General features: G+C 65.4%; 19 protein-coding genes. 6 read left to right on the top strand and 13 right to left on the bottom strand.

All coding sequences use genetic code 11. The annotated features are described in order from the left end of the window. Positions 1-67 precede the first annotated feature (67 nt). Both Q9R27_RS00840 and Q9R27_RS00835 read right to left on the bottom strand, forming a co-directional pair. Entirely contained in the window at positions 68-871 is an 804-nt protein-coding gene (locus Q9R27_RS00840) for an AfsR/SARP family transcriptional regulator (RefSeq protein ID WP_311250428.1), read from the bottom strand. 89 nt (positions 872-960) lie between these two features. Continuing rightward, positions 961-1,392 carry a hypothetical protein gene (locus Q9R27_RS00835; RefSeq protein ID WP_311250427.1) on the bottom strand — a complete coding sequence of 144 codons (432 nt, stop codon included), beginning with the start codon at positions 1,390-1,392 and terminating at the stop codon, positions 961-963. Positions 1,393-1,557: 165 nt separating this feature from the next. Here Q9R27_RS00835 and Q9R27_RS00830 point away from each other — a divergent pair, with 165 nt between their 5' ends. The 6 genes from Q9R27_RS00830 (at position 1,558) to Q9R27_RS00805 (ending at position 10,651) form a co-directional block, all read left to right on the top strand. Continuing rightward, complete coding sequence (locus tag Q9R27_RS00830; protein ID WP_311250426.1) at positions 1,558-4,218, top strand: hypothetical protein; 2,661 nt, start codon at positions 1,558-1,560, stop codon at positions 4,216-4,218. An 87-nt stretch (positions 4,219-4,305) separates the two neighbouring features. After that, complete coding sequence (locus Q9R27_RS00825; protein ID WP_311250425.1) at positions 4,306-4,905, top strand: hypothetical protein; 600 nt, start codon at positions 4,306-4,308, stop codon at positions 4,903-4,905. A gap of 47 nt (positions 4,906-4,952) precedes the next feature. After that, on the top strand, positions 4,953-8,351 hold the full coding sequence (locus Q9R27_RS00820) for a BTAD domain-containing putative transcriptional regulator (RefSeq protein ID WP_311250424.1): 3,399 nt from the start codon (positions 4,953-4,955) through the stop codon (positions 8,349-8,351). A 71-nt stretch (positions 8,352-8,422) separates the two neighbouring features. Further along, positions 8,423-9,040: an AIM24 family protein gene (locus Q9R27_RS00815; RefSeq protein ID WP_311250423.1), complete on the top strand. Its 618-nt coding sequence runs from the start codon at positions 8,423-8,425 to the stop codon at positions 9,038-9,040. 34 nt (positions 9,041-9,074) lie between these two features. Then, positions 9,075-9,845 carry a thioesterase family protein gene (locus tag Q9R27_RS00810; RefSeq protein WP_311250422.1) on the top strand — a complete coding sequence of 257 codons (771 nt, stop codon included), beginning with the start codon at positions 9,075-9,077 and terminating at the stop codon, positions 9,843-9,845. A 116-nt stretch (positions 9,846-9,961) separates the two neighbouring features. Further along, positions 9,962-10,651 carry a hypothetical protein gene (locus Q9R27_RS00805; RefSeq protein ID WP_311250421.1) on the top strand — a complete coding sequence of 230 codons (690 nt, stop codon included), beginning with the start codon at positions 9,962-9,964 and terminating at the stop codon, positions 10,649-10,651. 780 nt (positions 10,652-11,431) lie between these two features. On the opposite strand, the gene Q9R27_RS00800 is transcribed toward Q9R27_RS00805, so the two are convergent. The 11 genes from Q9R27_RS00800 to Q9R27_RS00750 all read right to left on the bottom strand — a co-directional run bounded on the left by Q9R27_RS00800 (position 11,432) and on the right by Q9R27_RS00750 (position 21,298). Then, positions 11,432-11,785, bottom strand: a complete 354-nt coding sequence (locus Q9R27_RS00800) for a hypothetical protein (RefSeq protein ID WP_311250420.1) — start codon at positions 11,783-11,785, stop codon at positions 11,432-11,434. A gap of 45 nt (positions 11,786-11,830) precedes the next feature. After that, positions 11,831-13,327, bottom strand: coding sequence for an NAD-dependent succinate-semialdehyde dehydrogenase (locus tag Q9R27_RS00795; RefSeq protein ID WP_311250419.1), 1,497 nt, complete (start codon positions 13,325-13,327; stop codon positions 11,831-11,833). Then, positions 13,320-14,546 (bottom strand): cytochrome P450, encoded by a 1,227-nt coding sequence (locus tag Q9R27_RS00790; RefSeq protein WP_311250418.1) that lies wholly within the window; start codon positions 14,544-14,546, stop codon positions 13,320-13,322. Before Q9R27_RS00790 ends, Q9R27_RS00795 begins: the two co-directional genes overlap by 8 nt. Further along, positions 14,543-14,761, bottom strand: coding sequence for a ferredoxin (locus tag Q9R27_RS00785; protein WP_311250417.1), 219 nt, complete (start codon positions 14,759-14,761; stop codon positions 14,543-14,545). The genes Q9R27_RS00790 and Q9R27_RS00785 overlap by 4 nt, the downstream gene beginning before the upstream one ends. Positions 14,762-14,789: 28 nt before the next feature. Further along, a complete protein-coding gene (locus Q9R27_RS00780; RefSeq protein WP_311250416.1) occupies positions 14,790-16,013 on the bottom strand; it encodes an FAD-dependent oxidoreductase in 1,224 nt (407 codons plus the stop codon). Further along, complete coding sequence (locus Q9R27_RS00775) at positions 16,006-16,569, bottom strand: nuclear transport factor 2 family protein (RefSeq protein WP_311250415.1); 564 nt, start codon at positions 16,567-16,569, stop codon at positions 16,006-16,008. Before Q9R27_RS00775 ends, Q9R27_RS00780 begins: the two co-directional genes overlap by 8 nt. Before the next feature lie 60 nt (positions 16,570-16,629). Next, the gene (locus Q9R27_RS00770) at positions 16,630-17,358 is read right to left on the bottom strand and encodes an ABC transporter ATP-binding protein (RefSeq protein WP_311250414.1); all 729 of its coding nucleotides are present in this window, start codon (positions 17,356-17,358) and stop codon (positions 16,630-16,632) included. Further along, positions 17,355-18,110 carry an ABC transporter ATP-binding protein gene (locus Q9R27_RS00765; protein WP_311250413.1) on the bottom strand — a complete coding sequence of 252 codons (756 nt, stop codon included), beginning with the start codon at positions 18,108-18,110 and terminating at the stop codon, positions 17,355-17,357. Before Q9R27_RS00765 ends, Q9R27_RS00770 begins: the two co-directional genes overlap by 4 nt. After that, positions 18,107-19,162 (bottom strand): branched-chain amino acid ABC transporter permease, encoded by a 1,056-nt coding sequence (locus Q9R27_RS00760; protein WP_311250412.1) that lies wholly within the window; start codon positions 19,160-19,162, stop codon positions 18,107-18,109. The genes Q9R27_RS00765 and Q9R27_RS00760 overlap by 4 nt, the downstream gene beginning before the upstream one ends. After that, positions 19,159-20,028, bottom strand: a complete 870-nt coding sequence (locus Q9R27_RS00755) for a branched-chain amino acid ABC transporter permease (RefSeq protein ID WP_311250411.1) — start codon at positions 20,026-20,028, stop codon at positions 19,159-19,161. Before Q9R27_RS00755 ends, Q9R27_RS00760 begins: the two co-directional genes overlap by 4 nt. Positions 20,029-20,110: 82 nt before the next feature. Continuing rightward, complete coding sequence (locus tag Q9R27_RS00750) at positions 20,111-21,298, bottom strand: branched-chain amino acid ABC transporter substrate-binding protein (protein ID WP_311250410.1); 1,188 nt, start codon at positions 21,296-21,298, stop codon at positions 20,111-20,113. Positions 21,299-21,302 lie beyond the last annotated feature (4 nt).

The following is a 21,302-nucleotide window of genomic DNA, read 5'->3' as shown; positions in this document are numbered from 1 at the left end:
TTCGCGCGACGTACGCGATGGACGCAATGGTGAGCAACGACCGTGACAGGCTCCGCTCACGCCGCGCTCACATGCGGTGCCGCCCGCGACCCGCGCTGAGAACCGGAGTCTCGACCGGGAACCGAAGGAGCGCAGCGGGGGGCTCCTCCCGCAGGATCTTCAGGTGCAGTGCGCGAAGCTCACCGCTCGGCTCAACCCCCAGCCTGTCCACGAACACTTCACGGGCGCGCGAGAAGGCATCCAGCGCCTGCGGCGCCTTGCCCGTGGCATAGAGGGCAGTGAGCAACTGGCTCCAGTGGCGTTCCAGGAGTGGCTGCTCGCCGACCAGCACGTGGAGCTCGTCGACGACCGCACTCGCCCGCCCCATGGCAAGGTCCAGATCGACACGATCCGACAATGCCGCCTGGCGTAGCCGCGCCAAGCGCGCGGATTCGAGCTGAAGCGCGACGATCTCGTGCAGGCCCTCGAAGGCATCGCCGCGCCACAGGCCCAGCGCCTCGCGCAAACACTCTGCCGACTCGGCGCGAGCGCCCTCTGCGAGCAACCAACCGGCCTGCTCGCAGAGGTCTTCGAACCGGGTGGCATCGGTGTGGAACGTCGCCGGGTCGACGCGGTATCCATGGTCGAGGAAATCGATCTCGACCCCCGGGGCAGAGCGCAGCCTGGAGACCTGCGCCTGGAGTGCATGGCCCGGGTTCCGGGGCGCCGTTGCGGGCCACAGTTCTGCGATCAACTGCTTCGCCGGCACCTCGCGTCCCTGGGCGAGGACCAGCAACGCCAGGAGCGCCCGTTGCTTGTCGCCGCGCACCCGTTGGCCCTGCCCGTCCAACGTGGCTCGCATGGACCCCAGCACGAACACGTCCAGCACCACACGGTCCTCTCACCCGACTCATCGCACCGTAACAACGTTCGCAGGGGGGTTTCCGGGTTTTGCGGAAACTGGCAGGGCAGCTGACGGACTCAGTAGTCCAGGACCTGGACGGTGATCGTCGGCGGGCGCACCACCAGGTCGACTCGCCAGTCGCTGTTGGTTGCCTGCAGGTTGCTGCTGGTTCCCTCGTTCGTCACGGTGAATCCAGCATCCTCATAGAGCGTGGTGTATTCCGCCTTCAACGCTTCCGCATCGGCGTCGAGTGGCACCGCCACCATCAGCCGCCAACCAACGTCGCCGACAGCGGAGCCGTTCCTGAGCTCACCGGCGGGGACCGGCACATCCTCAGGGAATCCGCTGGGCAGGTTTCGCGCACCAGGATCGCCGGCGTTCTTGAAATCGGAGTTCGCGGCACCGCCGTTGCCCTGTTCACCTCCGCCCTCCGAGCCGCAGGCTGCCAGGGCAAAGGACAGGGCCATGGAGAGGGCTGCGACGGCAACTCCAGTCAGTTTCGGGCTCATGATTCCTCCGGGTGGTCGGGTCCTGACAACTCCAGCAGGCGCCACTCACACGCCACTCACATCGTCGACTCGGACCAGGTGCGCGACGGCATGTGAGCATGGCGTGAGCGGCGCCAACTACGATCCCGGTTCTGAGCCTGGCGGACCAGGAGGAGGGACGAGGAGATGGCACCACGACGATTCCTTCTGCGCGCCCGCAGAGGCGTGCTGGGGCTGGTCCTCGCCACGGCCATGCTCGCTGCCTGCGGGAGCGAGGATCCCGAGGCCACGCACGAGGAGCAGACCCCCTGCATGGTCGAGGGTTTCCCGTGTGACCTGAACGACGTACCACAGGAGGTCTTCGACGCCACCCATGAGCTCGGCGCCGAGGCCGAGGCCCTGTTCGTCGAGGACGAGGGTGACACCACCCGGATGGTGCAGCTGCTGCGCGACGACGAGCGCGTGCTCGCCCTCGACGAGTTGGAGGGCGAGGTCATCTTCCGCCTCGACGGCGGCCGACCCCACCACCTCTACACGAAGCCCACCTACTACGTGGGCACCGATGACCTGGACCTCGAGCTCCCGCCGGCACCGCCGGAGCCCCCGGCCAGCGAGCCCGACGGTGCAGCCTTCGAGGGTGCATCGTTCGAGCAGGCGCCGGGCGGGACCGGCTCGATCCACGTCACCCCGATCGCCTACCAACCCGCCGGGACCCCGGCCCAGGGCCATGACATCGGGCAGCCGCGGCGTGCGCTCCTGCTCGAGCCCCTCGGCCCGATGGCTGGTGAGGCCAGCGGCAAGGACTATGCGCGCCAGTTGGACCAGGAGTCGACGAAGCTGGGCGAGGTCACCTACATCGACGGCCGCGCCGGGGCCGACGTCGGCTTCTACGAAGCGCTCATGGACCTGGGTTCCTACCAGGTCATCCACATCTCCACCCACGGGACACCCGATGGCTTCGCCGGCCCCCGGCTCAAGCACCTGATCGACATGCCCAGCACCCTCCACAAGGCCACGATGGATGACCTGGTCGACATCCCACAGGGCGTCGACACCGGGCGGGAGCTCACCTGGAGCATGCTCGACTATCCCCTCCAGCAGAGGAACCGTTCGAACCCGGACGAGCTGGTCTCGATCGTCACGGCGGAGTTCTGGCAGATCAACTACCCGGCCGGCCTGCGTGGCACCGTCTTCCTTGCCGACTGGTGCAAGTCCTCGGAGAAGCCATACACGGGCCGGACGATTGCCGGCTCCGGCAGCGCCTACCTCGGGTGGGACGAGAACGTCGAGGTCAGGCACGCGGCCTTCACTGCCTCGTGGTTCTGGCGCTTCATGAGCCAGGGCGTCGACGTGGGCACGGCCATGCATGCGCTGGAGATGGACGGCTACACCACCTTCCGCGGCGGGAACGTCGAGAACGGCGGCGTCAACCTGGTCAACCAGGCGCACTTCACCTGGGTCGGGGCCGACCTGCGGATCCTGGACGCCGTCACCAGCTTCGTCGATGCACAGACCCGGATCGCGACCGGCACCAAGTTGGACTGGACCGGCACCATCGGCGACGGCGAGGAGGACATCCTGGACAAGCTGCGCCTGGAGGTCATCGGCGTCGCAACCGGCAAGGAGGGCGAGGCCGAACTCACCGTCTTCCTGGACAAGAAGAAGTTCCCCGAGACCTTCACGCTCAGCCAGGCAGTGATGCAGCCGAGCGACCACGAGGACTGGGCCACCTGGATCCTCGAACTCACCGACGTGGAGCTTCCCTTCGACGTGACCCGGGAGATCCTCGAGAAGGAAATGCCGTGGGAGGTCCGGGTCTCCGACGGCAGTGGTGGCTACGGCGCCCACTCCGTGCGCAAGGTCCAACTGCGCAGTGTCGAGGTCGAGGCGACCCATCCGCAGGCCTTGTCCCGCCTGGCCAACGGCGAGATCGTCCACATCGACGGCACCGAGGGTGACGGCAAGCCGGACCGTGCGCCGATCGTGCTCACGGTGCACGGCGTGGATCCCGACGAGGTGGACCGCTATGCGGTCCGCGCCCGGATCAGTGGTGGCACGCTCTCGGGCATCTGGGAGCACCAGTGGAGGTTGGACGATTTCGAGGACCTGGGCGGGGTCGACCGCCTGCGGTTCCCCGTGCAACTCGACCACGACCTGACCGATGACAACAACGACCTCACCATCGACGTCCGTCTGCTCCGCGACGGCGTCGAGGTCTCCGAGCACGCTCCCACGATCCAGCTCGAGGGCCGCAAGGCCTCCGGCTGCTCGATCGATCTCACCTGGAGTGGCTCGGCACAGGACTATCTCGGGAGTGAACCGTCCGTGGGGTCCACCGTGCCGCCGATGTCAGAGGAGAACACCGGAGCGCCCTTCGAACACAAGTTCGAGGCGGGCAGCACCTACGGCCGTGACCAGCGCGAGGGTGAGCTGAGCATGCTTCTCTACTACACCTCCGACACCAGGATCGCGCTGGTCGTCAACGCCCTGGAGACCTATGGGACCCCGCCACCCAACGCTCCTGCCTACACCCTCGACATCAGCTTCAACGACGAGATCTCCGGCGGAGCGACCGGCACCTTCACCCTGCCGCTGGTCGACGAGGACCGGGGCATCCTCACCAGCGGGATGCAACTGTGGATCCCCGACGTCGCGCCGGCATACAAGGGCGCGGCGACGGTGACGATCACCGAGAATGGCTCCACCGGCGAGGAGCGGGGCATTGCCAGCGACTATTCCACCGCAGGGTTCCTGAGTGGCACGTTCGAGGCCACGTTGAGCAACAAGAACGGTGACCAGGTGAGCGTCACCGGCGGCTTCAAATACTCACGTCAGGAGTGCTCCTGATCCGGTGATGCAGCCTCATGTGAGCCCCATGTGAGCGGGGTGTGGTGAGATGAATGGTTCCGCCGCCACCTGATCGAAGGAAGCCCCATGCAGACATCGCGTCTCGCTCGCCTGGTCCCTGCCTGCGTCTTGATCATCTCTGTTTCTGTCCTGGCCGGGTGTGACGACGACTCGACGGATCCGCCTGGGGAGTCCAACGGGCAATCCGGGCAGGTCGCGCCCGGCGAGGCTCCGGACGACACCGACCCGGGCGCGGAGGCGTCCGCCGACCCGACCGACGCTGACATGGACCCCCCGTCCCCGGCTGAGGACGGGGACGCACTCGTCCAGAAGGCCTTCGCGGGCGATCTGACCATCCGGTGCACCTTCGAACAGGAAGGCCACCACGGCGTCGCCTATGTCACAGGCGATGCCCATCTGCGGATGGAGGTCGACGCCCCCGAGGGCACCATGCACATGCTCAAGCTCGACCGGGAGAGCTACATCTGGGGCGGCGGCATGCCGATGGGCATCAAGTTCGACGGGGAAGCACTCAACGAGTCCTTCGCCGCACAGTTCGATCAGTTCACCCCCGAGGCGTTCGAGCAACATGCCGTGGGGGACAACGTGTCGTGTGAGGAATACACCGGTGACGACTCGGTCTTCGCCGTGCCGAGCGACGTCACCTTCCAGTCGATGGGCGGGTGATCCTCGAGCACCGGGTGACGATCGACTCGTAGAAAGCGGATGGTTCCATGATGCGCGCCCAGATCCTTGGGCCCCTCGGCCTCCGGGTCGCGGGGAAGCAGCTCAAGCTCGGAGGCATCAAGCAGCGGGTCCTGCTCGCCACCCTGATCCTCGCCGAAGGACAGGCCGTCTCGGTCGCCCGCCTGCAGGAGGCGATGTGGGGCGGCTCAAGCCCCGACCGCGACCACGGACACGCATTGCAGGCACACGTTTCACGGCTGCGTTCCATGCTCCCCGTGCCGATCGAACTGGGGCCGGGTGGCTATCGCATCGACACCAGCGAGTTCGACCTCGACGCGGTGCAGTTCAGTGAACTCGTCGCCTCCGGCAGGGCACGCCTCGATCAGGACGACCCCGGACAAGCGTTGAAGATGTTCGACGAAGCGCTGGACCTGTGGCGTGGCCCGGCCCTTGCCGACCTGGCCCACGTGCTCGCGCTCCAACCGAGCGTGGTGCGACTCGAGGAGTTGCGGCAACGGGCCACGACGGACCGGGTGACGGCGTTGCTGCGCCTGGGGCGTCCCGGCGATGTCATCCCCGGTCTCTATGCACGGCTCGAGGAGTTCCCGCTGGAGGAGCACACCTGGCACCAACTGATCAGCTCGCTGCAGCAGTCCGACCGGCTCAGCGAAGCCATGGCCTGCTATCACCGAGCCAGGGACACCTTTGTCGAGGAACTGGGCAGCGAACCCGGACCGGCCCTGACCGCGCTCCACCAACGGCTGCTCCGGGCGACCACCCTGACCGCGACCGCCCCCGAAGAGGTCAGCCTTGCTCCGGCGATCGGTCGTTTCCTGAGCACCCCCATCACCGGGCGCGACCGCGAACTGGCACTGATCCGGCAAGCCTGTGCGACCGCGGACGACGGCCTCCACCTGGTGACGATCACCGGCGAGCCCGGCATCGGGAAGACCCGGCTCGCCGCAGAGTTCGCCGACGAGCGCGTCCGCGGCGGGAGCCCGGTGCTCTTCGGGCGCTGCGACGAGTTCATGACCGTCCCCTACCAGCCGTTCGCGGAGATGATCCGTGCCCATGTCGAGGGCCTGACAGGAACGCCCCTGGCGCGGGCGCTGGGTCCCTATCCGGCCGAGCTCGCGCGGATCGTGCCTGACCTGGCGGAGCGCCTGCCGGCGGGTCTCTCTGCCCCGTTGCGCTCCGACCCGCAGACCGAGCTGTATCGCACCTTCGACGCTGTTGCTGGTTGGCTGGCAGTTGCCAGCAGGACCGCGCCACTCACCCTGCTCCTCGACGACCTGCAGTGGGCGGACCGACCGACGGTCCTGCTGGTGCGCCACCTGACCCACAGTCCTCGCCGGATGCGCACTCTCCTGCTGGCCACGTTGCGCGATCGGGAGCACCTGCAGTCCGGGTCCACCAGTGACCTGCTGGGTCACCTTGTCCAGCAGTCCGGCGCAGTGAGCACGGTGTCGGTCAGTCGCCTCAGGGAGGCGGATGTCGCTTCCCTGGTCGATCTGCAGGGGCTCGGGAGTCCCGCCGCTGCACGTGACCGTTCCGACCTCGTCGCCTGGCTGACGACGGCTTCCGGGGGAAACCCGCTCTTCGTCGTCGAGCTCATCCGCAACATCATCGAGGACGGGATCGACACGACGGCCCCGGGGTTGGGCCGCTTGCCCGTCGGCGTACGCGAAGTGATCCGGGGCAGGCTGGCCCGCCTGCCCGACGGCGTACGCCCCCTCATCGAGATTGCCTCGGTGCAGGGAGCCACCTTCGACGTTCACCTGCTGGCCGATGCCTCCCGCAGGAGTCCGGCAGACATCGAATCCGGGCTCGCGGCCGCGGAAGCGGCCTGGCTGATCAAGCCCACCAACGACTCCGGCGCGCAATGGGCGTTCTCCCACGACGTGGTCCGGTCGGCGCTGTACGACGAGATCCCACCCCTGCGACGTGGTCTCCTGCACCATCGGATCGCCGAAGCCCTGGAGGCCCGCCTCGACTCGCCCGGACTCGCCGACGCCACCCAGCTCGCCCACCACTTCACCCTGTCGATCTCTTCGACACCGGATGGCGAAGGCCCGGAGCGGGCTATCCGCTACCTGCGCAGCGCCGGCGACAAGGCCATGGAGCAGCAGGCCCCCGCGGTTGCCGCGGATCACTACCAGGACGCGCTCGAACTGCTGCCGGGGAGTTCCCCGGTCGCCGATCAGTGCGAACTGATGATCGCGCTGGGCACCGCGTTGTTCCGCAGCGGCAACCCCGGCTTCCGGGAAGTCCTGCTCAAGGCCGGTCGCCTCGCCCTGCGCGATGGCGACCCGCACCACCTGGCTGCAGCAGCAGTCGCCAACAGCCGGGGATGGTGGTCGAGCACGGCGGCCGTGGACCATGAACGGATCGCGATCATCGAGGCAGCGATGGACCGTTGCGATCCCGACGACGCCCATCTGCGCTGCCAGCTCCTGGCCTCGTGGGCGCTGGAGAACGTCCGTGACCCGGCTCAACGAAGCGAGGTGGCCCGGCGCGCCTCGGCAGCGCTCGAGCTCGCCGAGCAGCTCGGGGACGAAGAACTCCTCGGCTTCACGCTCTCCCACTGCTATGCGGTCACCTACGCGACCTTCAGCGACCCCCGCGCGTGTGTGGACCTCAGTGAGCGCATCTTCCGCCTCTCCCGCAGGCGGGCCGATCCTGGCCTGCGGCTCAACGCGACCATCGGCCTGGCCCAGGCGACGGCCACCCTCGGCGAGTTCACCGTCTCCGACCAGGCGCTGGACCAGGCCCTCGAGCTCGGCGAGAAGCTGCACCAGCCCGCCCGGTTGTGGATGGCGCGCACCTGGCACGCCATGCGGCTGGCCACCCGCGGACGGATCGAGGAGGCAGAGGCCGAGGCGATCGCGGCGTACGAGCTGGGGACCGAGACGGGCCAACCGGATGCCTTCACCTGGTTTGCCGGCCAGCTCTTCACCTTCCGTCTGCTGGACGGCCGGTTGCCCGAGCTGTTCGACGAGATCGAGGAGCAGGCCCACAGCCAGGCCAGCGGCATTCCGTCGTGGCAGGCGGCCTATGCGCTGGCGCTGACCACGGTCGGGCGCCATGACGATGCGGCGAAGATCCTGGATAACTTCGTCGCTCGGGACTTCGCGCAGTTGCCGCTGGACATGCTCTGGTTGCACGCGATGGCCTACCTGAGCATGGTCAGCGAGGCGCTCGGGGACACGGTCGCGGCGCGGGCCATCTATGCCGCGCTGCTCCCGCACCGTGGCCTGATCGCGCACAACGGCACCATCAATGCCGGACCGGTTGACCTCTACCTCGGCCTGCTCGCCCGCATGCTCGGTGATGAGGAGCATGCTGCCGAGCACCTCGAGGCTGCGGAGGAAGCCTGCCTGCGGATGGAGGCACCGCACTGGCTGGAGCGGGTGCGACTCGGTCGGGGCCGGGAGCCGGGGATGTGAGTGTTCCGTGAGCCAGTCCTGCTTCCATGAGGCCATCATCCGAAGGCAGGACCGAGCCAGGAGCATCCACCATGTTGAGCAGCGACCTGCTCCGTGAGCATTCGCAGGGGATCGACGCAGGGGGCCTGATGGTCCGGCAGACCCCGAGGATGCTCAGGGCGAGCATCGGCCCGGGTGAACTGCTTGCTCGTCCGGGGACGATCGTGGCCCTTCAGGGCAGTGTCACTGTCGAGCACGAAGCCCTGGGCCTGATCCGGATCTCCGGCCACGGCACTGCCTACCTCGCCGAGGACGCCTCCGAGGTCCACCTCATCGACATCCTGGACGATCGACTGTGCGTGAGTGCGCCACGCATCCTGGCCCTCACTGACACCCTCTCGTGGGACGTGGAACCGACCTGCACGAGTCCCGTCATTTCGGATCGACCGCTCACCATGATCCTGTCCGGCACGGGACAGGTGGCCGTCCAGTCCCGTGGGACCCCGGTCCATCTCCAGTGCGACGACGGACCTGTCCTCGCGGCCCCGAAGGCGGTGGTGTGCTGGTCCGCCGACCTGATTGTTTCCCTCTGCCCTGCGCCACTGGGCTCGCCCGATCCCGGCGCAGGCGGCCACCTGGTCTTCAGCGGCAGTGGTGGCGTCCTGGTGCAGCCCGCCGAGGTGGACGGCCGGATCCGCAGGGGCCTGTGAAGGCACCACCGCCGGGCGGCTACCGTGCTGAGCCATGTCGTACTTCGAGCGGACCGGACCGGATGCGTTCCTCGCCACCGAGCACACCTCCGGCGCCTGGAACATCTCCGAGCAGCACATCGCCCCGGCGCTGGGCCTGCTCACCCACTTGGTCGAGACCGACCGCAGCCACACCGGGCTGGCGATCACCCGGCTCAGTTTCGACATCCTCGGCACGGTGCCGGTGGGTCCGGTGACCACGGCTGTCGAGGTGGTGCGGCCCGGGCGCACCATCGAACTGATCGAGGCCCGGATGGCCTACGACGGACGCGACGTACTCCGGTTGCGGGCGTGGCTCAGCGAGCCCGGTGACACGTCCGCGATTGCTGCGACGCCGCTGCCGTCGATCCCGGGGCCCGAGGCGATGCAGGAGTGGCCCGCCCGCGACGTGTGGCGTGGCGGCTTCATCGCCACCTCCGAGGTACGCCGTGACCAGGAGGAGCCGGGACGGGCCAGGTTCTGGGTGCGCAGCGACGTACCACTGCTCCCCCATGACCCCGGCGAGCCAGTGGGGCCGGTGGCCCGGGCGATGCGCCTGGTCGACATCGCCAACGGGATGACGGTGCGTGCCGATCCGCGTGAGGTGCTCTTCCCCAACCTGGACCTGACCGCGCACCTGTTCGCGACCCCGCAGGGCGAATGGGTCGGCTTCGACACCTCGGTCTCCTTCGGCGCCAGCGGGGCGGGCCTGACCAGCACCGTGCTGCACGACGAGACCGGTCCGATCGGGACCCTGGCCCAGTCGCTGGTGGTCCGGCCCCGCTGAGACCGCGAGAATCCTCCGGAAACTTACGCCGATTCGAGTGACACGGCGGGCGAGCGGGCCTAGGTTTCTCCCAGCCGACATGGCGTCGGCACCTTGGAACCGGAAGGATTTCGGCAATGTCCCGATCCTCCGTGCGCAGCCGCTGCCTTGCCGCTGCCACCGTCTTCTGCCTCACCTTCTCGCTGACCGCCTGCAACGACGACGACCCGGTGACACCCACGGGTGGCGGCTCGGACGGCCCGGTCGAGCCGGCTGAACCAGCCGACGATCCCGCCGAGCCGGGCGTGGAAGGACCTGCCTCGGATGAGCCCAGCGCCAAGGGCTGGACCCCGGGCATGGCGATCGAGGTGCAGGTCTGGGGCAGCTGGGAGCCGGCCACCTTTCTCGGCATCGAGGGAGAGCTGTATCGGGTGCAGCTCGCCGACGGGACCGCGTCGCTGGAGGCCGACATCCACGTCCGGGACCTCGACGGCAATCCTCCTCCGACACCGTTGGGCGGAACCGGCGCCACTGGTGGAGGCGACCTGGCCGACGGCGAGTGGATCTGCTGGTCCTCCGGCGTCGCCGGTGGCACCCAGGCCGGTGCCATGCCGGACGGCAACTTCACCTATGCCGGCTCGCTGTTCATCTCCGGGGACTCCTTCGGCAGCGGCGGGACGATCACCGTGGACGCCGACGGCACCGCCCACCTGAGTGGTGGCGGCTATGACTCCCTCACCTGGGCCCAGGTGGTGATCGAGGGGGACGGCGAGACCGCGCTCTATCTCGGGTTCCCCGAGGACACCCAGCGCTGCACGCACGAGTGAGCCTGCTCAGCGATTCCCCGATCCGCCACCTTGGGCGCACCTGACCGTCTTGGATGCCGGGGGTCGTTGATCGAACGCACCCGTGAGGCGGCAGGGCAAGCCGGCCGCGGGTCGCACGCTAGGTGGACAGATGCACGGCAGGCAGCACCGGCGGGATCTCCCGACCGTCAGCGAGCCGGTTCCGTTGCCGTGGTGGTCCGGTGCTGGTGGTCATCGCGGTGATCACTTTCCTGTCCGTCGCGCTGGTCGCCAGGACAGGGGCAGAGGCGCCGGCGGAGTCGCCACCGGGGATCGCCGGCCCTGCCCTGCGCGACGCCGAGATCGACGTCGAGGGGTTGCCGAAGGAGGAATGCCGCGCCGCCGGGCACCTGTGGGTCAGCGAGGCATGCATGTCTCGCGCCGAGGCCGACGAGATCCGGTTCCAGATCAGGCGCGAGTCAAGGGAGGTGCAACGTCTGGAGGCGATGGGCTGGGAGCCCTACTGGACCGCTGACTTCCCCGAAGGGCTCTACAGCAAGGACTACCCCGAGGAGGAGCCCCCAAGAGCTCATCGATGCCCACTGTTGGGACACCTGCTTCCTGTTCCCGGTCCGGGCCGACAGGTTCACCTCGTGCCCGGACGGCCTCACCCTCGGCGGCGACATCATCGAAGACGGGGTCACCGTGGCTTTCCGAGACCACCGTCGAGACCATGCCGTCTGACTCCGAGGCGATGGTTGGTGCTCGAGTCCCCCGTGCCGCTGGATCTCGCCGCCGATCCCACCTTCCTGGTGACGACAATCAGTTGCACGACGCGGCTGTCATGATCGCGACGGCGTACGTCGCATAGCTGCGCGCCACGTGCGCGGGGGTGATCGGTCCGTCGGTGCGGAACCACGATGGCAGGGAGGTGCACATGGTGGCGATCGCCCGGCATGCGGTGCGCGGCTCGGGGGTGATGAAGTCGCCGTCGGCGATGGCCAACTCGGCCTGCTCGTCGAGCATGTGCTGCACCTCGGCGCGCTGGTGCGTGGAGCGGGCCAGGTTCTTGCCGGTCAGGCCACGCATCTCGCTGAACTGAATGTCGGTGGTCGAGCCGATCCTCACGGCCGTGTCCCAGGTCAGGCTCTGCTGCCCCTGGTCGCGAACGCTCATGCATCGGTGGTCAGAAGGTAACGCCGCGGATGCGGTGAGGCTGTGTCAGCCGTCCACGGAAATCGCTCTGACCTCGAGATACTCCTCGATGCCTTCACCCCCTCCCTCGCGGCCCAGCCCAGACTGTTTGACCCCTCCGAACGGGGCCGAAGCGTGAGAGACCAAGCCGCGATTGACTCCGACCAGGCCCACCTCAAGCCGTTCCGAGAGGTGCAGCGCAGTGCGCTGGTCTTGAGTCATCACATAACTGGCCAAGCCGTAAGGCGTTGAGTTGGCCAAGGTCAGCGCTTCCTCCACCGACCCAAAGGTGATCACGGGGGCCACCGGCCCGAACACTTCCTCGTGCATGAGGGTGCTTTCAGCGGACACGCCATCGACCACCGTCGGCGGGAAGAAGCGACTGGGCTCCTCAGGGTCCCACCTCCTCTTAGTCGTCACTTGGGCCCCGTTCTCCACGGACTGCGAAACCAGTGCGTGCACACGGGTCGCCTCTCGCAGGGAGATCAGCGGACCCAACTGCGCATCAGCATGGATCGCCGGCCCCATCACCACAGCGTCCATGGCGTCGGAAAATCGCTCCACGAACTCCTCGTGCCGCGAGGAGTGCACCAAAAAGCGGTTGGCCGCGGTGCATGCCTGCCCGGAGTTGCGTAGCTTTGCTGTCATCGCACTAGCCACCGCCACCGTCATGTCAGCATCCTGCATGACCAAGAACGGGGCATTGCCGCCCAACTCCAGCGACACTCTCAGGATCTGCTCCGACGCCTGCTCCATCAGACCACGCCCCACACTGGTCGAGCCCGTGAAAGTGACCTTGCGCAGCCGCCCATCTCGCATCAACGGCCCCACGAGAGCTGCCGCATGCTTGGTCGGCAGCACGCTAAGAACTCCGGGCGGAAGCCCCGACTCGATCAGGAGATCCGCGAGAGCCAACGCACTGAGTGGCGTCTCCGCGGCGGGCTTGACCACGGCAGTGCACCCAGCGGCGATAGCCGGAGCCACCTTGCGGGCGATCATGGCCAAGGGGAAATTCCAAGGCGTGATCATGAGGGTTGGGCCGACCGGGCCCCGCATGGTGAGTATTCGGCTAGACCCGTCCGGGCTGATGGACCAGGCGCCCCCAATGCGCCTGGTCTCCTCGGCAAACCAAAGCAGGTAGTCGCCGGCGTAACGAACCTCCCCGAAGGCCTCGGCGAACGGCTTGCCGAGTTCTGCGGCGATGATCATGGCGAACTCGTCGCTGCGGCGAATCAAGAGAGCGTGAGCTCGCCGAAGGATCGACGCGCGAAACTCCGGCGCCGTGTCTGCCCAGGACTGTTGAGTCGCCGAGGCGATCGCGAGTGCCTCCTCGCCCAGTTGGGGAGTGCAGTCCGCCACGCTCGCCAGCAACTGCCCATTTGAGGGGTCGAGGACCTCGAAGTCTCCCGCCGAGGAAACAACCCAATCGCCGCCCAAACAAGCCCTCTTAGGGACAGCGGCGATGGCCTCCCGCAGCGCGCTCGGGGAGAACGCCAGATCGTCCACGGCGCGTGTGTCAGCCATCGAGGTTGACCCACATCTCGCCAGGAACGCAGACAGTCCTTCCCACAAACTCATAGGACCACGGGCGCGTCAAAGCAACGTTCGGGTATCTATCCATCAGGACACCGAAGAACTCTTGCATCTCCAAGCGGGCCAGACCCGAGCCCATGCAAGCGGTCATGCCGCCACCGAACATCACCGTCGGTCGAGTCATCGTGCGATGGATGTCGAAGACGTCGGGGTTCTCAAAGGCTTCCGGGTCTCGGTGGGCGCTCAGCACGGACAAATAGAAGTCCGACCCCTCGGGGACATGGACATCAGCGAACTCGAAGGGGCTATAGGCTGTGCGACGCTGCCCGATGACGCGCGGACGGAATCGGATCCCCTCCTCGATGGCTTGCCGAGTCAGCGCCTCATCGTTGGCTTGCTTCAACTGGTTCCACTGGTCGGGGTTCTCCAACAGTGCGCTGAGGGTGAGCACCATCTGGGTGTAGGTGTTGTCGACACTTGCTTCCAGAGCGAGCACGATTAGGTCGAAGGCCTCCTGGCCCGTGATCGTGTCTCGGTCCTGCGCCGACAGCACATGGTCAACCAGATCGCCTTGTGGTTCGGCGGAGCTGGCTCGACGTTCATCGATGATGCGCTGGACCAACTCGAACACCTTCAAGTAGGTCTGCTCGACCTCGTCCTTGAGCGTGACGTCCTCACGGAAGATCTTCAGAATTGAGTCGCTGGCCTGCGCAATGAAGTTGGCCATCTCCACATCGCGGGTGTCGTGCCCGATCATGTAGAGGAAGGTGCGGGCGGGAATCTGCTCGCACACACCACGGACCATTTCCACATTGTGTGGGTCATCGACTTCATCGAAGATGTCCTCCACGATCCCGCGGATGGCGCTCTGGAGCGCCGCCACGTTCTCATGCCCGAAGTAAGCACCCACACTCGTCCTGATTCGGATGTGGTCTGTGCCCAGTGTGTTGATCAAGAAGTTGGTGCGAAAGCGGAGCACCTCCGGGTGAGTGATCCCGGCGCGGTGCGCCATGCGCACGTGCTCCTGGGACATGTTGCGGTTGCGCAGCAAAGTGAACATCTGCTGGTAGCGAACGACCTCGAATCCTCGCGGGCTCCGAAACAACCAGCCGCGATCGCGCGCGTCTGCGAGGTGACGATAGGGGTCGCTCCACCATTCCGGGTCCATCGTGTCCAGTTCTCCGGACACCAGGTCATCGATGGTCTTCACTTGTCACCCTCCTGAATCTTGATGGCCCCGACAGGGCAACTCGCAGCCGCCTCGTGGAGTGCGCGCTTCTCCTCCGCGAGTTGCTCAGGCAACTCCACTCCCTCCTCGACCATCACCACCAAGGACCCCTGATCGTCCAGGTCGAAGACGCGGGGTGCGATGGCAACGCACAACCCATTGCTGATGCACAGCGTTCGGTCCACTACAACCTTCACAGCTGACTCCTTCTTTGTTGATGCACGGCTAGAACCACTCGAACCCGGCCCGCTCAGCGATCTCGCTCACACGACTGATTCCGACGGACCACGACGTTCCTTCAGCAACCAGCGGGCGGGCACGCATGAGCACCGTGGCGGCGTCGATCCCGATCACGCCTCGGACTCGATCGTCTTTGCCCAAGATGGCCGCGATCCCGCCCCTCTCAGAACGCAGCCACGCCTCGGCTGAGAAGTTGTCCAAGAAACCCAGATATTGAATCGATCGGCCGAACTGGGTGGACCAGAAATATGGGGTGGCGGCGTGGGCCCGTTGAGCCGCAGGGTAGGCAATGTTGTGAGCAACGGTGGCCGCCTGGTCGACCGCATTCGTCCAGTGCTCCACCCGAGTGAGTCGGCCACTGATGGGGTGGGGCCAGCGCGCGATGTCACCGATGGCGTGGACGTGTGGGCCTGCGTGCAAGCGCGCGTCACACAAGACACCGTCATCAATCTGCAACGCGCTGTCCTTGAGCCAGTCAGTGGCTGGCGTGGCGCCGATGGCAACAACAAACAGGTCGCCGCCGATCACCTCGCCAGAGTCGAGCTCGAGGCTCTCCACCCGCTCCAGACCGTTGACCTTCGTAACCGTCGAACCGAGGATCAACTTCGCGCCCTCGTCGCGGTGCATCGAGGTCAGCGCATCGGAGAAGTATCTGCCGAAGTGTGAGTAGGGCTTCAAACTGGAGTCGATGACGGTGACGTCCACCCCAAGGGTGAGAGCAACCGAACTGAACTCGCAGCCGATGAAACCAAAGCCGATCACGACGGCTGATCGGGCTGCCTTCAATGCGTCGCGAAGGCGCCGGGCATCATGGACATCACGCAACTGGAAGACATTGGTGTAGCCGTCCAACGCTGGAAGAGGACGAGCAGCAGCACCGGTAGCCAGCACGAGCTCGCCGTACGTGTAAAGGCCGTTGGTTGTCTGCACCTGACGCCGGGCGACGTCCAGCCCAACTGCCTCCACGCCGGTCGTCACGGTGAGGTCGAGGGACTCCTGCTTGGCCCGGTCGAGCAACAAGATACTGTCGACCTCACGATCCTCAAGGAGGAACTCCTTGCTCAGCGGGGGCCTGTTGTAGAACGGAGTTTCCTCCTTGGTGATGACCTGGATCGATCCCCCCCAGTCCTCCTTGCGGAGAGCTTCGACGAGACGGGCGCTGCCGACCGAGGAGCCGACCACCACCACATCCGCATGAGAATCACTCATCGCGGGTCCAGAACGAGGCAGCAACGGCCCGATAGTTGAGCGAATCGTCGGCTTCCTCCGTGCCGTCACGGGAGACCGCGCGATAGTTCCGGGCGATGCCGTCAGGCTCGGCCCCGATGGAGTGGAAGACCTCCCACACCGGCACGAACTGTCGCCGAGAGATCAGCCACGTCCCTGCACTTCGGCGCCAGTCATCAAAATAGACCATGCCGGAGAGCCGCTGGAAGCGATAGCCGTGGTCGTCCTCGTCGTAGGTACGTTTCGCACACCACACATAGGTCTCGGACTTAGCTGTCTCGCCGCGGACTTCAACCTGAGGGAACCCAGCGAAATACTGGGAATCTAGGAACATCGAATCGAAAGCGGCGATCAGTCGCTCTTCCATCTCTGACGCGGGCCACGAACCGAGGGGCGGGTGGTGGTCCACAGCGTCGGGCAAGAACACACTGGCTGCCATGGCCGAATCGCGTTGGTCCAACCCGCGGCAGAAAGTAAGGAAGGCCATCCGAATCTGCTCTTTGGAGAGCAACTCGTCCACGACTTTGGTCAGTTCCATTTCGTCTCCTCCGTGATCAGGTCAGGGGCTGGGACCGCACGTCCGGTTGCAGCGGAGTGCTCAGAAGTAGGCATCGCGCATTCCTTGTCCGGTACGCAGCTCGTCCGGGGTGCCCTCGCTCACAACGCGTCCATTGGCGAGAACCACCGCATGATCAGCGGCGTCCAACGCGAGCGCGGCGTACTGCTCCACCAACAGGATCGAGGTGCCTCGCTGGCGCAGTAGGTCGAGGGCCTCGTAAATCTCGCCCACTAGGGTGGGAGCAACTCCGAGGGATGGCTCATCGAGCATCAAGAGTTGCGGCGCAGACATCAAACCCCGGCCGATGGCCAGCATTTGCTGTTGCCCACCAGATAACGAGCCGCCAGTTTGCGCCAGTCGATCAGAAAGATCTGGGAACAGGTCCAGGACCTGTTCGGTGCGCTCTACCAGCAACCGTTTGCGCTCGGCGCGAGAACCCGAGGCGAAGAAACCGCATCGCAGGTTGTCGTTGACCGAGAGGTCCGGATAGATTCGCCGCCCTTCTGGAACCAAGGAGATGCCCAAGGACAGACCGCGGTGTGCTGGCACCTGGCCAATGGACTGCCCGAGATAGCGCAGTTCGCCCGAGGCGGGTGAATGCAGTCCCGCAATGGAGCGCAGCAGCGAACTCTTGCCCGAGCCGTTTGCGCCCAAGAGCACCATCACTTGGCCACACCCCACCGAGAAAGTGACATCGTCGACGGCCTTGAATCCGCCGCGATAGGTGATTGTGACGCGATCGACGTGTAGCAGCGCTTCGCTGTTCATGCCTCTGCTCCCAAGTAGGCTTTGATCACTTCTTCGTCGGCGCGGACGTCGTCTGGGAGGCCGTCAGCGATGAGTCGACCCCGGTCCAGCACCGTCAGGCGATCGCAGGCCGACATCACGAACTTCATGTCGTGCTCCACCAGCAAGATGGTGGCGGTGGCGCGCACCTTCTCGATCGCCATGAGCACTTCACTGCGCTCGGATTCGGTCATGCCCGCTACGGGTTCGTCCAGGAGGAGCAGGCTCGGTTGAGCCGCCAAGGCGCGGGCCAACTCCACTCTTTTCTGCACCGGCGCAGGAACCTCCGCAGCAAGGCGTGAAGCCACGGACGAGAGATCGAAGTCATCTAGGAGGGCCGCCACTGCAGCCCATGCATGGTCGTAGCGCTGGGTTCGTGCTCGACCACGCTTCCCCTTGGTCAGGCTGGGGAGGCTGCCCAAGAAGACGTTCTCGTGGACGGTGTACTCCGGAACCAGACTGATGTTCTGGAACGTTCGGGTGATTCCCCGGCTAGCCCGCTTCCAACCGGGTGCCCTGGTCAACTCTTCGCCGTTGTGTCGGATGGACCCCGAGTCCGCCACAGTGGCCCCACAGATCATGTTGAACGTGGTGGTCTTGCCGGCACCATTGGGGCCGATCAAGCCGTGGACCGTGCCGGCTCGGACGTCAAAGGAGACAGAGTCCACGGCCAGGACGCCGCCGTAACCTTTGGTCAGACTCTGGAGGGCCAGTAGAGGAGTGGTGTCGGTCATTTCAGGGTCGCCCCCTTCGAGTTCGTCGCGAAACCTCGGAACAGAGACCAGGCTCGGTCCCACAGACCCGACAGTCCTCCCGGGGCGAAGAGCACCAGACAGATCACTACGAGCCCGTACACGAGCAAGCGGATGTCTGCGAAACTGCGCAGGTACTCGGGGAGCAGCGTGATCAAGATGGCGGCCACCATGGTGGCGAGCACCCTGCCGTGTTTCCCGCCCAGCAGGACGATGATGAGAAGCACAGCGCTGAACTGGATCCCGAAGCCGAACGGATCGATAACTCCGTAGACGTATGCGTGCAGGCAGCCGGTCCCTGCGCCGATCCCAGAGGCGAGCATGAAAGCGATCACCTTGCGCCGTACGACGGGGATGCCGAACGCGTCGGCCAGGCCGCTGTTGTGGCCGGTAAGTCGAATCTCCCAACCGATCCGACTGCGCCACAGCCAGCCTGCCAGCAGCGAGACCACAGCGAGCCATGCCAAAGTCAAGTAGTAGAGCTCGCCAGGTTCGAACAGTTCCTTGCCCCACACGGTGGGCAAGGGGAGCCCCGCGATTCCTGTGGGCCCGCCGGTGAGGTCGCCGCCCTTGACCAGCAGGCCAATGATGAGCATCTGGATCCCGATGGTGGCGATTCCGAAGTAGGCGCCTTGCAGTCGAAGCGTAGGCAACGCGAGAACCAAACCAGTCAAGGCCCCGGCGAGGATTGAGACCGTCATAATCAGCCACATAGGTACGTCGTGGCGGGTCGCAATGATCCCTGCTGCATAGGCGCCAACGCCGTAGATCGCTCCTTGGCTGAAGGAGAGCAACTTCGCCCAACCAGTCACGATGGCTAGACCGACGCATGCTGCGGCGGTGAGGAAGGCCCCGGCAAGGACCGAAAGCATGTACAGATCGCCGGCGAGGAACACCGCGGGCAACAGCGCAAGGACAGCCAGCGTCCCTACTAGAGGCAGCAGCGAGGTGTGGGCATAGGGGTAGTCCACTGAACTCGCTGGTGTGAGTGACTCCGCCGCGTGCGCGGGAGATGTCATGGGGGTCTCGGTCACGCCGCAACCTTCTTTCCGGCCAGTCCTTGTGGGCGAAGCCACAGAGCGATCAACAGCAGTGAGTACGCGGTGATGTCAGTCATGCCTGTTGCCAGATAGGCCTCGACCAGGCTTGTGCTCAGGCCCAACAGCAGCCCGGCAACGACGCTGCCCCACATGGATCCGAGACCGCCGATGATCACGACCGCGAAGGCCATGACTGCGGTGGGCAGGATTCCTGAGGTCTCCAAAGTGAAGGCGGGAAGAATCATGATCCCGGCCAAACCGGTCGTGGCTGCGCCGAGGAACCACACTCCGGCACTGAGGTTCTTCACCCGAACCCCGTTGAGTTGAGCCATCTCGAAGTCCTGGGTCATCGCGCGGACCCTGAGACCAAACGTGGTGCGTGCGATCAGCAAGCTGATCAAGCCAATCACTACGAAGGAACCAATAAGCGCGAACAGCAACTGAGCGTTCAGATAGAGGCCGAGGAAAGAGACCCGCTCTTCGCTCAACGGGGACCGAATATTGCGAGGGGTCGGCCCCCAGGTGAGCCTGATCGTCTCCTCGATCACCAGGGCTAGCCCAAAGGTGAGGATCATTGATTCGTTGGGGTCACGTCCCAGAATCCGCTGGAAGATTGTGAAGTCAAGAACCATGCCGAGCAGTCCGCAACAGATGGCCACCAGCACAAGGGCCACCCAGTAGTTCATCCCCAAGGAGCTCATCGCCGTGATGGCGAGATAGCCCCCAAGGACGTAGAACGCGCCGTGGGCGAAGTTGACGAAGTTGAACAGGCCGAAGATGAGGTTGATGCCCAGCGCTATCAAAGCCAGGGTCATCCCTGTCGTGGCGCCGTTGAGGAGCTGTTGAGTGAGGACGTCCATGCGATGACCTTCGTGAGTGCCGACAGGTGACGGTTGGATGTCTGGGCCGGGGCCAGGGCGGACCCGGCCCAGACATCGGCGGTCAGGACTTAGCCGCTGGGTCGACGTAGAAGTGCACGGGCGACGCCTCTCCGGCCTTGTCGTACTTCTGCACCCAGAGGGGAACCAAGAGTTCATTGCTGTCCGCCAGGACGACCTCGCCCAGAACCGACTGGAACGGCTTCCTTGTCGTCAGCGCGTCCAGCATCGACTTCTTGTCGATCTCGCCGTCGATTCCCAACGCCGCGTTGATGATCATCTGTCCCTGGACATAACCGATCGCACCGTAGAGCTGAGGCTTGTGGCCACGACGCGCCTGATAGTCGGCGACGAACGCCTTGGCATCGTCGGTCTGCAACTCCGCTGCCTTGTCGGTGAAACCGGAGATAAGGAGCATACCATCGCGGTCCTTGGCCGGAATCACTTCCTCCACGACGTTCGCGTCAGTTCCGCCGTATGCGCCAATCTTGGACGAGGCCACACCGGCATCCAGCAACTGCTTGATCACCGACACGGACTCTCCGCCCAACCCGGCCACGATCACGCCGTCGGGGTTGCGGTTCTTGGTCTTGGTCGCGATGCTCAGGAAGTTGGTCGTGCCAGGTGCATAGGCAATAGTTTCGACCACCTCGGCCCCGCGCTCCTTGGCGGCGGTGATGGTGTTGTCGCGGAGGTCGTCGCCGTACTCGGTCTCTTGGTGGATCACGACGATGTTCTTCCAGCCACCATCGTTGACGGCGTACTCAACCAGGGTGTTGACCTGAACCCTGTTTGGAGAGGTTCCCCGGACGAAGGTCTTCCAGCCGCCCTCGGCGAGGCTGGGGGCCGTTCCTGTCACGATGGTGGCGATGCCGGCGCGATCTGCGACAGGGAGAACCGCCAAGCAGTTATTCGAATTGAGCGGCCCGACAACGACATCGACTTGGTCCTTGTTGGCCAGCTTCTGGAAGCCGGAGATCGCCACGCTGGGAGTTCCTTGATCGTCCTCGATGATCACCTTGGTGCTGATGCCCCTGTCATCGAGTTGTTCCTTGTAGTCGGCAAGCGCTGTTTCGACACCAGCCACAAAGTCCGCAGTGATTGCCGCGCTGGCCCCGCTGACTGGCCAAAGGATGCCAATTCTCAGCTCCCGGGCGGAGTTGCCCGAGTCCGTGCCGCAGGCACTCATCATTCCCGCAATGACAAGACCCGCAGTTGCGATCCCTGCCCACTTTTTCCAGATCCTCTTCAAGGCG

The organism is Nocardioides sp. AE5, from assembly GCF_031844485.1.
Classification (GTDB): domain Bacteria; phylum Actinomycetota; class Actinomycetes; order Propionibacteriales; family Nocardioidaceae; genus Nocardioides.
Note: the sequence above shows the minus strand (reverse complement) of the source record. Positions and strands in the feature narration are given on the sequence as shown.